Origin of the sequence: Microcoleus harperi Pol14_C6 (genome assembly GCF_036701295.1) — a bacterium.
Taxonomy (GTDB): domain Bacteria; phylum Cyanobacteriota; class Cyanobacteriia; order Cyanobacteriales; family Microcoleaceae; genus Microcoleus.
Genome location: NZ_JAUBQN010000037.1, coordinates 47,669 through 60,904, shown reverse-complemented (window position 1 = coordinate 60,904; position 13,236 = coordinate 47,669). Strand labels below are relative to the sequence as shown.

The 13,236-nt window shown below is 42.6% G+C and carries 12 protein-coding genes; 7 read left to right on the top strand and 5 right to left on the bottom strand.

Annotated elements, in window-relative coordinates:
* Positions 1-1,294: tetratricopeptide repeat protein (locus tag QUA27_RS21620; RefSeq protein ID WP_333070362.1), on the bottom strand; the 1,294-nt coding region annotated here is incomplete at its 3' end.
* A 316-nt stretch (positions 1,295-1,610) separates the two neighbouring features.
* Between QUA27_RS21620 and QUA27_RS21615 the strand changes: the two genes are divergently transcribed.
* The gene (locus QUA27_RS21615; protein WP_333070359.1) at positions 1,611-1,991 is read left to right on the top strand and encodes a hypothetical protein; all 381 of its coding nucleotides are present in this window, start codon (positions 1,611-1,613) and stop codon (positions 1,989-1,991) included.
* Positions 1,992-1,997: 6 nt separating this feature from the next.
* Positions 1,998-2,228, top strand: coding sequence for a hypothetical protein (locus QUA27_RS21610; protein ID WP_333070357.1), 231 nt, complete (start codon positions 1,998-2,000; stop codon positions 2,226-2,228).
* Positions 2,229-2,296: 68 nt separating this feature from the next.
* Here QUA27_RS21610 and QUA27_RS21605 read toward each other — a convergent pair whose 3' ends face one another.
* Positions 2,297-3,370, bottom strand: a complete 1,074-nt coding sequence (locus tag QUA27_RS21605) for a radical SAM protein (protein ID WP_333070353.1) — start codon at positions 3,368-3,370, stop codon at positions 2,297-2,299.
* A gap of 447 nt (positions 3,371-3,817) precedes the next feature.
* Here QUA27_RS21605 and QUA27_RS21600 point away from each other — a divergent pair, with 447 nt between their 5' ends.
* The 3 genes from QUA27_RS21600 to QUA27_RS21590 all read left to right on the top strand — a co-directional run bounded on the left by QUA27_RS21600 (position 3,818) and on the right by QUA27_RS21590 (position 6,518).
* Positions 3,818-4,612, top strand: a complete 795-nt coding sequence (locus QUA27_RS21600; protein WP_333070351.1) for an ABC transporter permease — start codon at positions 3,818-3,820, stop codon at positions 4,610-4,612.
* Between the two features lie 221 nt (positions 4,613-4,833).
* Positions 4,834-5,697, top strand: a complete 864-nt coding sequence (locus QUA27_RS21595; protein WP_333070348.1) for an aldo/keto reductase — start codon at positions 4,834-4,836, stop codon at positions 5,695-5,697.
* Between the two features lie 143 nt (positions 5,698-5,840).
* Positions 5,841-6,518: a GIY-YIG nuclease family protein gene (locus QUA27_RS21590; RefSeq protein WP_333070346.1), complete on the top strand. Its 678-nt coding sequence runs from the start codon at positions 5,841-5,843 to the stop codon at positions 6,516-6,518.
* A 205-nt stretch (positions 6,519-6,723) separates the two neighbouring features.
* Here QUA27_RS21590 and QUA27_RS21585 read toward each other — a convergent pair whose 3' ends face one another.
* Entirely contained in the window at positions 6,724-7,572 is an 849-nt protein-coding gene (locus QUA27_RS21585) for a DUF3598 family protein (protein ID WP_333070343.1), read from the bottom strand.
* An 18-nt stretch (positions 7,573-7,590) separates the two neighbouring features.
* On the opposite strand from QUA27_RS21585, the gene QUA27_RS21580 reads away from it, so the two are divergent.
* Positions 7,591-8,400, top strand: a complete 810-nt coding sequence (locus QUA27_RS21580) for an SAM hydrolase/SAM-dependent halogenase family protein (RefSeq protein WP_333070342.1) — start codon at positions 7,591-7,593, stop codon at positions 8,398-8,400.
* A 102-nt stretch (positions 8,401-8,502) separates the two neighbouring features.
* On the opposite strand, the gene QUA27_RS21575 is transcribed toward QUA27_RS21580, so the two are convergent.
* Positions 8,503-9,507, bottom strand: a complete 1,005-nt coding sequence (locus QUA27_RS21575) for a DNA-methyltransferase (RefSeq protein WP_333070341.1) — start codon at positions 9,505-9,507, stop codon at positions 8,503-8,505.
* 171 nt (positions 9,508-9,678) lie between these two features.
* Between QUA27_RS21575 and QUA27_RS21570 the strand changes: the two genes are divergently transcribed.
* Positions 9,679-10,482 carry a helix-turn-helix domain-containing protein gene (locus QUA27_RS21570; protein ID WP_333070339.1) on the top strand — a complete coding sequence of 268 codons (804 nt, stop codon included), beginning with the start codon at positions 9,679-9,681 and terminating at the stop codon, positions 10,480-10,482.
* An 82-nt stretch (positions 10,483-10,564) separates the two neighbouring features.
* On the opposite strand, the gene leuS is transcribed toward QUA27_RS21570, so the two are convergent.
* Complete coding sequence (gene leuS / locus QUA27_RS21565; protein ID WP_333070337.1) at positions 10,565-13,120, bottom strand: leucine--tRNA ligase; 2,556 nt, start codon at positions 13,118-13,120, stop codon at positions 10,565-10,567.
* Positions 13,121-13,236: the final 116 nt, after the last annotated feature.

The following is a 13,236-nucleotide window of genomic DNA, read 5'->3' as shown; positions in this document are numbered from 1 at the left end:
TCTCATGCTGATTATTTGAAATCAAAGCATTGGCATAACTATTTAGCGTTGTCACATTATTAGGTTCAATCTGTAGCGCTCGCTCAAACAACTGCCAAGCTTTCTCATGCTGATTATTTGAAATCAAAGCATTGGCATAACTATTTAGCGTTGTCACATTATTAGGTTCAATCTGTAGCACTCGCTCAAACAACTGCCAAGCTTTCTCATGCTGATTATTTGAAATCAAAGCATTGGCATAACTATTTAGCGTTGTCACATTATTAGGTTCAATCTGTAGCACTCGCTCAAACAACTGCCAAGCTTTCTCATGCTGATTATTTGAAATCAAAGCATTGGCATAACTATTTAGCGTTGTCACATTATTAGGTTCAATCTGTAGCGCTCGTTCAAAGAATAGCAAAGCTTTCTCATGCTGATTATTTGAAATCAAAGCTTTGGCATAACTATTTAGCGTTGTCACATTATTAGGTGCAATCTGTAGCGCTCGCTCAAACAACGGCCAAGCTTTCTCATGCTGATTATTTGAAATCAAAGCTTTGATATAACTAAATAATGTTGTCACATTATTAGGTGCAATCTGTAGCGCTCGCTCAAACAACGGCCAAGCTTTCTCATGCTGATTATTTGAAATCAAAGCTTTGATATAACTAAATAGTGTTGTCACATTATTAGGTTCAATCTGTAGCGCTCGTTCAAAGAATAGCAAAGCTTTCTCATGCTGATTATTTGAAATCAAACCTTTGGCATAACTATTTAGCGTTGTCACATTATTAGGTTCAATCTGTAGCGCTCGTTCAAAGAATAGCCAAGCTTTCTCATGCTGATTATTTGAACTCAAAGCATTGGCATAACTACATAATGTTATCCGATTATTAGGTTGAATTTGTAGCGCTCGTTCAAAGAATGACCAAGCTTTCTCATGCTGATTATTTGAACTCAAAGCATTGGCATAAATATTGAGGCTTTTTGGGTTGTCTGGCTCAATTTTTACTAGAATATGCAAAACTTCCAACAGTTTATTTCGCTTACGTCGAGCCTTTAATACCTCAGCATAGGAGCTTAGGATTTTTACATTTTTGGGGTCGATAACCCTAGCTTTTTCAAAAATTTCAAATGCTTCTTGATATTGCTTATTTTTCCCCAATACTCCACCATACTTTATCAAAAATTCTGTATTATTGGGATCGATTTCCAAAGCTTGCTGGAATATGCCGATCGCTCCCTTATAATCACCTGTCTGTATGAGTTTTTCAGCTTGGTTTATTAAGGTTTCGAGGCGCTCATTAATCATAATACTATGTCCCCGTTAATAGTGAAGATACTTTAATAATAGCAACACTCATACGAAACATCAGCTAAAACACTAAACTCGTCTAGTTTAGGAATAAAATTTTGATGATGATTCCGTAAAATCGTGCAACTTCTGGCATAAAGCTTTTCTAGACGATATGAGGATTATTTTAGCCAATCTAAGGGCACAATGACACTTGAGAGAGAAGGAATTTCCAGCGATCGCTCTTTTTGACATCGAAAGGTTGAGATCCCTTGACGACTTTTTCACGGGCGACGGGCGATCGCACTTTTAGCATCGGATTGTACGAGATCCCTTGACGACTTTTTCACGGGCGACGGGCGATCGCACTTTTAGCATCGAAGGTCGAGTTCCCTTTTGGCATAGAAAGGTCGATCGCCGAGTGCAGCAAATAGCCAGCCGATTAGAAAGAAAGCTGCCCGAATTCAGTCAAATAGAAGCGGAACCAAATCGAGAAATTAAACTCGCGAAGTTAAAGAAATTGTTAGCTGAAATCATAAGCCAAGTATTTGATTATGCTCAGGAATTGCGCGATTTGCTAGAATACAGCAAGACCGTTGATATTAATGCGGAAAATTATATCGAAAGTTATGCTAAAATTAAATGTTTGTCCATGAAAGGCGACAATCTGGTGTTTTTGCAGAAGTTCCGAAGTTTGTGCGATCGCAAATATTAAAGTCAAATGGAAAAATACTTAAACTCCCTGATTGCTAATCAAGATTTGTTGCAGCCGACAAGATCCACAATTCGCGGGATGGTGGAAATAGAACAGGTGGAATTGAACCTGGAACAGGAAGAGAGGGCACGTCAGCGCGATCGCCAACAAATAGACTTATACAAGCAAAAGGAACAAGAGCAGAAAGAGCGCAATCGAGAACAAATGGAAATCAACAGCAAGAACAAAGACAAATAAACAAAAAACCGGGTTTCTGATAAAACCCGGACACCATGAACACAAGCAATACTAACACAGCTCGAACCTCAATTTTTTAATAACTTCATCCCCATTTTTACCTTGTCTAAAATCGTCTTTTGCGAGACACAAGTAATCAGACAAAGCTTGCCACAATTCAAAGTATCGCGGCGGACTTCCTGAGCTTTTTCGCCATACCAAATCTCGCGGGCGCTGGCATTTTTTACATTACCAATCACGGGAAACTCATCGCACAATTTCACATCGCCGCGCGTATCAATCCAGTAATTCCGCAGTCCAACGCGACAAGGACGAGTTGAATCAGGAGCTTTTTCTTCCGCAAAGTGAGGAATCATCAATCGCAACACTTCATCGCTGTTCATAATCGGAGCACCGTGGTTCTTCATTTCAATTAGGCGCTCGATTACCTGTGAAAATTCCTCCATGTCTTCTTTTTCAATCCACAATTCCTCGTATGTTTCTGGCGTCCAGCGGTTGACTGGTTGGAAGTTCACCGTCGTCGCCCCAATTCCCTGAGCCCAAGTGACTATTTCCGGGAGGTGGCGGAAATTGAGTCGGTTCATTGTCGGTTTGATGTTGATCGGAAACAGGACGTTCTGTTTTTCTTGTTCTTCGCGCAGATAACCGATTCCTTTAGAAAGTCTGTCGAATAATCCCGGTTGACCCCGCAAATAATCGTGCAGTTCTGCATTCGGCCCGTCAACGGAGATATTCACATTAAAAGGACGAGCAGCGACAGTTTTGGCTGCATTTTCCCTGGTCATGCAATAGCCGTTGGTGGTGACGCCGGCGTGAATGCCATTTTTATTCGCAAAGACCAGTAAGTCTAGAAAACCTTTTTTAATATAAGGTTCGCCGCCACTAAAGTTGATTGAAAATTCGCCCACAAATTCTTTGACGCTCAAGAGGGCATTTTGCCATTCTTCGATCGTCATTTCGTCTTTATATTCTTTAAGTCGCCAATATTCGCACTGTCGGCATTTAACATTGCAACGCTCATTGACGATTCCGTAAAAAGTTACTGGGCTCGTCACGTCGTATCCTGTATTGATCCGCAGCGATTCGGCCACTGCACTCTTGGTGTGCTTAACGCCCAGTCTCGATAATGTTAAAGCATCCATGTCTTTTTTTCCTTACGTGTTGTTAGTTAAGTCAATTTCTCGCACCCTCTTGTGTACGTATAATTACGCATTGCTGATTACGTATTGCTTTTGAGTACGTATGCCCCATCCTAAGTGTTCCGTTTGGGTATGGCTAGATGTTTTTGAAATATTTATAATTTTAAGAGTTGTAACATATTAGTATTTCCAATCAATTAAGCGCTCTTTTGTGTTAAAATATGAATCATGCTTAATAATTGCCAAAATATATGGGTTTAATATTGACTTAAATTAATATTACAAATATTAATTTAAATTTTGTTAAATAACTTAATACTATTTGTGAGTAAAACTCCTTAAGTAAGCGGTATCAATAATTTAAAGTTATAGTAAAATTAGCAGCCCCTACAGCAGTTAACTTCATACAACCTTTAAAATAGGGGAATTTAAGTATTTACACGGCAAAAAATGGCGACAAACATGGGACGATATTTGCACGTACTGAAATTGTTCTGGGGTGCGGCGATCGCAGCGGAACTAGAATACCGAATCAACTTTGTCCTCGCGACCCTCAGCAGCCTCGGGAATCTTGCCGGCAGCTTGTTTGGGCTGTTTTTGTTCTACCGTACCGACTACACGTTTGCCGGCTATTCATGGGAAGAGGCTTTAGTTGTACTCGGTATTTTCACGATTTTGCAGGGGTTTTCGTCAACGTTTCTAGCACCTAATCTCAGCCGTATTGTCGATCGAGTGCAGCAAGGTACTCTCGATTTCGTACTCCTCAAACCCATCAGTTCCCAATTCTGGCTATCTGCAAACACAGTTTCGCCTTGGGGAATCCCAGATTTAATCTTCGGCACCGTATTGCTGCTGTATGCCGCTAACAAGTTGGGAGTAGAAATCGGCAACTATTTTTTAACAGCAATACCGCTGTTATTCGGAACTATTACTCTTTACAGTATATGGTTTATGTTAGGGGCCACCAGCATTTGGTTTGTCAAAATTTACAATGTTACGGAAGTCCTCAAAGGATTGTTAGAAGCGGGTAGATTTCCAATGGCAGCTTATCCCGCAGCTTATCGATTTTTCTTCACTTTCGTAGTTCCCGTTGCCTTCTTGACGACTGTGCCAGCAGAAGCCATGCTAGGGAGAGGTGAAATCGTTTGGATGGCAGGGGCGGGAATATTGGCGATCGGGCTGTTATTTTTCTCCCGCTACTTCTGGCAATTTGCACTCCGGTTTTACACCAGCGCTTCCAGCTAGTTAAGTAGGTAGGTAAGCTGCTGCACATCTAGATTGTCTCTTATGTTTGAGAGGGAGAAGATTTGACACGTGGGGAATAGGGAATTGAAATATATATTTTAAAGACCCAACAGCTTATCTAATTTTTTTTTCTACTTACTTAGATAGTTAAATAAATTTAAGACTTCAATTTATCCTTGAAAGGTAAACTGGGAATAAACCACGCAAACGCAGGCAAACCAATGAAAAGAAAAAAACTGGGTAACAGTAATTTTACTATCAGCGCGATCGGTCTTGGAGGTATGCCAATGTCCTTAAGCAGCCGGCCGCCAGAATCGCAATCAATTGCGGTAATTCACCGCGCCCTCGATTTGGGTGTCACCCTAATTGACACCGCAGATTCCTACTGCCAAGATGAATCCGACAAACACCACAACGAGCAACTGATTGCCAAAGCTTTGGAACAGTACACGGGAGATACTCGGGCCGTTACTGTCGCCACTAAAGGCGGCTTAATGCGGCCTCAAGGTGCATGGACGCGCAACGGCAATCCCCATCATTTGCGCCAGACAATTCGCGAAAGTTTTGAAGCATTGGGCGGCGAGAAACCGATCGACCTTTGGCAATATCACTCGCCAGATCCCGCTTATACCATCGAAGCAGCCCTAGCACCCGCAAAAGAAGCAGTAGAAGCAGGAATGATTCGATTTATTGGAGTGTCCAACTTTTCTGTAGAGCAGATCAAACGTGCCCGCGATACAGTAGAAATTGTCTCTGTACAGAATCAGTACAATCCGTGGCACAGACAGCCGGAATCAGACGGCGTTCTGGAATATTGCGAAACCGAAAAACTGACATTTTTTCCCTGGAGTCCTTTGGGAGGAAGCCGCCGCGTCACCAGCTTGCAAGATATACCCGCGATCGCCAAATTAGCCGCAGAAAAAAACGTTTCAGTTTACTGTATAGTATTAGCTTGGTTGATGGCTCAATCGCCCTGCATCGTTCCGATTCCCGGTGCGACCAAAGTATCGAGTATTGAGGACTCTGTGCGGGCGCTCGAAGTTAAATTAACTGACGAGGAATTGCAACAAATTGCCGCAAGTTAAGTATATAAGGGCAAAAAAAACAATAGAACAGGCTTTTCGGCCTGTTCCACAAACAGAACTTTATTGTGGGGTGGGCCAGAAAGCCCGCCCCTGAAAGTGGGATTGAATGAGTAAAGTTGACATTTTTTGAGGAATTGGGTTTTATGGAAGCTAATCAAGTGAATGCCGATCGAGACGTAGCAATTGAACATCAAAACGTACCTGTCGCCCATGAAGGACTGCACAACTTTTTATACAGTTCCGACTCAGAACACAGCGCAGCAGCCGCTATTTCTGAATTAGAAAATGACGGCACGCAAGTAATGTCGATCGATACATGGCGCGATTTGGCAACTAACGCGAAAGTCGCCGGCGTTTACGCTGTAATGGACACTTCCCGCAACACTCAGTTTATCGGTTATTCGCGAAATATCCTGCTTTCACTCAACGGTCACATCGCCCAAAATGGCGCAGAAAATTGTGCTTTCCTGCGCGTGCAAACTTTCAAATTCCCGAAGCGGGAAGAAATGGAAAGTTTGCGGGATGCTTGGATAGCAGAAATTGGCAGCATTCCGCCTGGAAACGGTGCTGAAAGCGAAATGTGGGCGAGTACAGTAGGCCAAGCTGCGCGCGCTGCTATGTCTGCTGAGGAACAAAAAGCTTATGAGGAAAAGAAGCTAAAATTACGCAAAGCAATGGCAGATTCTACTCTTACCAAAGAATTAGAAACAGCCACCCAAAGTGACGGCGAACGCGCTAAGGATTTGGAAGCGGCTGTTAACAATGATGACTGGAGTGCCGTGATTCAGTCGCAAACCCAGGAAACAAAATCCGGTTCCTAAATCTGAAAAATGTTTGTAGTGCTGATATCTTGTACTATTTTTAGAACGGGCAAGATGCCCGTTCCACAATATATCAAGTTTATTGTGGGGCGTTACTCATAGCCCGTCCGCAACATGGCCGTTCCACAATACATCAAGTTTATTGTGGGGTGGGCTTCCAGCCCGCCCAAAAGACTCAATATTAATCCTCAACAACTGATTGGGATTAATGACTAATTTTTCGTTCTTTAACTAAAGTTAAACTTACCCATTCACCCCGCTCATTGTAACTGCGAATCATCCGAAACCGCAAGTCAGGTTCTACCAACCAACCGGCCTCGAAAAATAGAGGTTTTCTGGATTCAATCTTGACAGGTAAAGTGCAAGAACCGCCGTCAGGAAGCAGTAAAACTTGTACGGGCGAAACACTTTCGTTAAAGTGCAGGACGGAACCGTCAATGCTGGCGCTAGAAGTGATAACAGTAGCATTACTGCCAAAAGTAATTTTTTGATTTAGGCGATCGCTACTTTCCAAATGCAATTGCAGTTTGGTAGAATAAAAGTCTGGAGAACGCAAATCTGGATACATTGTCACCGCCTCGCCCTGCCATTCTCCCACCAAAGCCTCAACAGTTAAAGGCGGACGTTCGGGGACATTTTTATCCGGCTGTTTTTCCCGAATTAAGGTAAGGTTTGATAAATTGCCGTCGGTATTGTAGAGCTGAACGAAGCGCAACCGGCGATAATTGTAGATAAAACCAAACTCGGCACCGCACTCAGAATAAGGCGCTAGTTGAATAGTACCCTGAGAAAAAGCTCCATTCTCAAAAAATAGGATATCTCGTCCCAAACTTTGATATTCTCGAACAAGTTCGCTCACTTCCGGTTCGCCGACACCGCTAGGATTTGGGGAAAAGCGACGGAGTTTCAATCGCACATTTTTGTTGTCATTGAAACCTTCGAGAGAAATAATGCTAGGAGTATCTTTAAGTACCTCTCCTCGCGGCGATATCTGAGTGAATGAACCGCGCCATTCTCCCAAGTTTTGCAGAAAGTTTTCCCATTGTGATACCATATTTTTACCTGTGGATATATGTCTAAAAATAGAATTATAACTCTGCTGACGGATTTTGGATTAAGCGATGTTTATGTGGGAGTGATGAAAGGTGCGATCGCCCAAATTAACCCGCAGTTAAAAGTCATTGACATTACGCACCAAATACCATCTCAAAATATTGCGGCGGCGAGGTTTTGTTTGATGACTGCTTTTGCTTATTTTCCGCCGGAAACCGTACACGTTGCTGTCGTCGATCCGGGGGTGGGAAGCAAGAGACGCGGAGTTGCGATTCAATGTGCTAATTGCTTTCTTGTCGGGCCGGATAACGGGTTGTTTAGCGGGGTGTTGAGTCGGGAAAGTGCGATCGCCTGTGTCGAACTCACCAACCCCAAATACTGGCGCACACCTCAACCCAGCAGCACTTTTCACGGTCGCGATATTTTCGCTGCAGCGGGTGCTCACTTGGCGAACGGGGTAGCATTGGAAAAGTTGGGGGAGACGATCCACCCTGCAAGTTTAGTGCAGTTAGAGATACCAAATTGTGCCGTTACAGCCACAGGTATAGAAGGCTGTGTTCAATATGTCGATCGCTTCGGCAATCTAATTACTAATATCCCCAATAATTGCATTATAGGTAACAATTGGTCATTGACAATTAGCAAGAGTTCTGATGCAATTCGCATCCCCAGCGGTAAAACCTACAGCGACACCGAACCGGGCGATTTAATTGCCATAACTGGTTCAGACGGTTGGGTAGAAATTGCCGTTAATGGCGGCAGCGCTCAATCAGTCTTAAAATTGGAATGCGGAGCGATCGTGCAATTACTTTTTGAAACTAACAATTGAAATCATCTCTTTCAGTCCCTCTCTGCTGGTAATTTGTTCGTGTAGAAGCGATTTCAATAGACAGTTTCATATCTGAAATAAAATTTTGACTATTTAGCCCTATTAAAAACAATGATTATTAACTTCAAAAAGTATCCTATTTTGAGGTAAAATCAATCCTGATGCTTCCTGAGTTAACAATTGGTTGTATATTGTATCCGCTTGCCCAAAATATTCTTGAGGCAAAAATCTAAATATTGATGCAGCAACATATTGTTTTTCCTTTTCAAAACTTATCCAGTTTCTTGATAATTCTTCGGCTGCATGACCCGTAGTATTAGAACCAGAAAAAATATCTACTACCAAGTCTCCCGGTTCAGTAAGAAAATTTATAAAAAATGACGGTAATCTTTTGGGAAAACGTGCCGGATGCGCCTTAACATTAAACTCTTTGCACCAACGCAAGTATTGAGAATTACTTTCCGAATTAGAAATCTCTAGCAAATTAGATGGAATAGCACCTCCATTATCTTTGGCAAATCGATCGCTAATATTGTGACCGGAAGGACGTTCTTTGGGCGTGTAAAATTCATCAGCATTTTTCAAAAGTTTTTTCATTCTCTCAGAATACTCTACTTTGACTTTACTAATATTCGCTTGAGGCTGATTCGTTTTAGAAAGCCACCAAACAGTATTCACAGAATCTTTAGCCCGAATTTTCTTTTTATTCACCCACTCTATAGGAGATGGAAGTTTGGAAGGATTAAACCAGAAAAACTCTTGAGCAAGTTTAAATCCATACTCGTCGCATAACCTAATAAGCACGCGGTAATTATACAGCGATCGTACAGGTATTCCTTTTTGATAAGCACCTCCAAGATCCATAACAAAACTTCCAGTATCCTTGAGAACTCTTTTAATTTCAGGAGCAAAGCCCAGCAGCCAATCGACATATAAATCTTGATCTTCATTTCCATAACTCTTTTGGCGTTGCAATGCAAAAGGAGGGGATGTAATCACCAAATCTACAGAATTGCTAGCAAGACTATTCAGGAGATGAAGAGAATCTCCCAAATAAGATTGACCGTATTGGGTGGTGTAAATTGGGGCGGGCAAAAGGTTACTCATGTTTAATCTAGATTAGTTTAAGGTACAACAGACACAGCCTACTGTCATTATATTTAAATCCGTACTTTTAGTTGCACTAAATCCGTACTTTCAGTACGTTGTTTTGGGGATAAATTCTTCGTACCATTCAAAAAGCGAACTTTCAGTTCGTTTTTATGAATTGTGAGGGGTATGAATTACAAAGAAGCCAGACAACAATTTGCGGCCAAGGTAAGTCAGTTACGCAGAGAAAAAAGGATGACACAGGAGGAGTTAGCAGAACTCATAGACAAGACTACTGACTATATCAGCTTATTGGAACGCGGTGAAAGATCGCCATCCTTTGAAGTTATTTTCGCTCTAGCTGAAGCACTCGATGTACCTGCTACTTATTTAATCAGTTTTAGCCAAAGCGACGAGAGTACAGCTCTCATTAGCACCCTAATAGCTGAACCAGTTTCTCCGTCAGTTGTAGAGCCTGTTGAAGAGGCTGTTACCACGGAAGCAGAACGCATTTCAGATGCTAAACGGCTAGAAAATGCGATGAAAAGCATCCAAGAATTGCAAAATCTGGCTAGTGAATATGGTATTGCGGATATTTTTCAAGATAACGGGGGAAAGACTTTACAGTTATTAATCCTTTTAGGGCTACGGATATCGCCTGGACGTGAAGGAAACGATGCTATTGATGCTGAAGGAAAAGAATACGAACTTAAAACAATAAATATTGCTCTCAATAGAAGCGGTGGGGTCACTACTCACCATCATTTGAATGAAATTATACTTGACAAATATCGCCGAGTAGAAGCTTGGTATATTGGACTGTATGAAGGCATAACTCTCAAAGAGATTTATAAACTTACACCTGAAATGCTGGAACCTAAATTCAAAGAATGGGAAGAAAAGGTAAGGCTAAAAAACGCGCCGCTAAACAATCCTAAAATTCCCTTAAAGCTAGTAAAAAAAGGGCAACTTGTCTACTCTTACAGTAAATAATAGTTGCCCGATAGTGTTTAAAGGGGATTAGGTTGTGTTTGTGTAGAAACGATACGTTGCATACAGGTAGCGACTTTTACCCTCAAGCTACCACGAAATTAACCAACTTTCCAGGCACCACAATTACCTTTTTAATCTCCTTACCTTCCAGGTGACGCTTGGCCAATTCCGACTCGCGAGCAAACTTTTCCAAAGCAGCTTTATCAGCACCTGAAGGCACTTGAATTGTGCCGCGAGTTTTGCCCATAACTTGAATTACCAGCGTAATTTCATCGGTAACTAATGCAGATGGATCGACAGTCGGCCAAGTTTGCGTATGCACCGATTCACTGTTACCAGTATTGTGCCACAATTCATCAGCAATATGCGGCGCAAAAGGGGCTAACAAGCGAATCAAAGTGTTGATTCCTTCTGCATAAATTGGCGAATCTTTACACTTAGCATCATTCAAAGCATTGCTGAGTTTCATCATTTCCGAAACAGCAGTATTGAACTGATAATCGCCCTCCAAATCTTCGCTAACTTCCTTAATTGCAGTGTGAATTGCCCGCCGTAAATCCTTCTCTATTTTACTTAATTCAGCATTTTCTACTGCTTGACCGGGGGTGACAGGGGGGCGTGCAGCAAACTCTGTAACCACGCGCCAAACGCGATTTAAAAAGCGAAATTGTCCTTCCACATCAGCGTCATCCCACTCCAAATCCTTCTCGGGCGGTGCTTTGAATAAAATAAACATCCGCGCCGTATCTACCCCATATTTTCCCATAACTTGCAAGGGGTCAACGCCGTTATATTTGGATTTTGACATCTTCTCATAGAAGACTTCTAAAGCTTCGCCAGTTTCAGGATCTTTTGGATTTGCGGGGTCTATATCTGCTGGGGGAACGTATTTGCCAGTAACGGGATTTTTGTATGCCATTGCTTGTACCATGCCTTGAGTTAACAGGCGTTTAAATGGTTCGTCACAATTGATCAAACCCCGATCGCGCAAAACCTTGGTAAAGAACCGCGAATACAGTAAGTGCAAAATTGCGTGTTCGATGCCGCCTACATATTGGTCTACAGGCATCCAATCGTTCGTCTTCGCCGTATCGAAGACTTGCTCTTGATTTTGAGCATCGGGATACCGCAAGAAATACCACGATGAATCGATAAAAGTATCCATCGTATCTGTTTCTCGCTTCGCGGGAGTGCCGCAACTCGGACAAGGAACGTTTACCCATTCTTCCATCTTTGCCAATGGCGAACCTTTGCCCGTAAATTCTACATTTTCCGGCAATAATACGGGCAAATCCGATTGGGGTACGGGTACTGTGCCGCAGGTGGGACAGTGAATTACGGGAATCGGAGCGCCCCAATAACGCTGTCTAGAAATTAACCAATCTCTCAAGCGGTATTGGATTCGGGCTTTGCCATAACCTGCATTTTCGGCATGGTGAATAATAGCTGCTTTGCCTTTAACTGAATCCATGCCGTTGAAGCTTTCGGAATTAATCATAATTCCTGGTTCTGTGTAAGCTTCTGTCAGCGGAACTTCATCATCATCCACAATTACTACTTTAATTGGCAGTTGATATTGATTGGCAAATTTGAAATCTCGCGTGTCGTGGGCGGGTACTCCCATGACTGCGCCGGTGCCGTATTCGTAAAGCACATAATCGGCAATCCAAATGGGAATTTCTTGGCCGTTGAAAGGATTGATTGCTTTGCCGCCTGTGGGGATGCCGCGCTTGGGTTTGTCTTCGGCTGTGCGATCGATCTCGCTTTGGGTGGCGACTTCTTTGATGAAGGTTTCTACGGCGGTTTTTCTATCTTCGGTTGTTACGCGCTTAGTTAGTGGATGTTCCGGTGCTAAAACAACGTAACTGACGCCGTAAACTGTATCGGGACGTGTAGTAAAAACGGCGATTTTTTCATCCATCCCGACAATCGGAAATTCTAAGTAAGCGCCGACTGATTTCCCGATCCAGTTGGCTTGCATTAATTTGACTCTTTCTGGCCAATCTGGCAATTTGTCTAAGTCGTTTAATAACTGTTCGGCGTAATCGGTAATTTTGAGGAACCACTGCCGCAATAATTTGCGCTCAACTTTGGCACCGGAACGCCAGGAACGACCTTCGTTATCTACTTGTTCGTTTGCTAAGACTGTTTGGTCTATAGGGTCCCAATTAACTGCCGCTTCTTTTTGATATGCTAATCCGGCTTCTAAAAATTGCAAGAAAATCCATTGAGTCCACCGATAATAATCGGGAGAACAAGTTGTAACTTCTTTTGTCCAGTCGAAAGAAATACCCAGGCGGCGAAATAAGCCTTTCATTTGGGCAATGTTTTGATAAGTCCATTGTGCAGGGGGAATTCCTCGCTCGATAGCTGCATTTTCTGCGGGCAAACCAAAAGCATCCCATCCCATCGGATTCAATACCCGATAACCTTGCATTCGCTTGAGTCTGGCAATTACATCGATGATTGTGTAGTTGCGGACGTGGCCCATGTGCAGGTTTCCCGACGGGTAGGGGAACATGGATAAGGCATAAAATTTAGGCTTTTGGGTATCTTCTGGCATCTGGTCTAAGTTTTGCTCAGCCCATGTCTGCTGCCATTTTTCTTCTATGGATTGGGGGTTATATCTGGAATCCACAACAATTGCTCCGTGCAGGCTTTAGTAATGTTTGCTTCAGTATTTTTACACATTCAAGGGGCTTCGATTCTGATTTTTCTGAGCTCCAAGGATTTTGGCTCAAATCTCTGTATTAT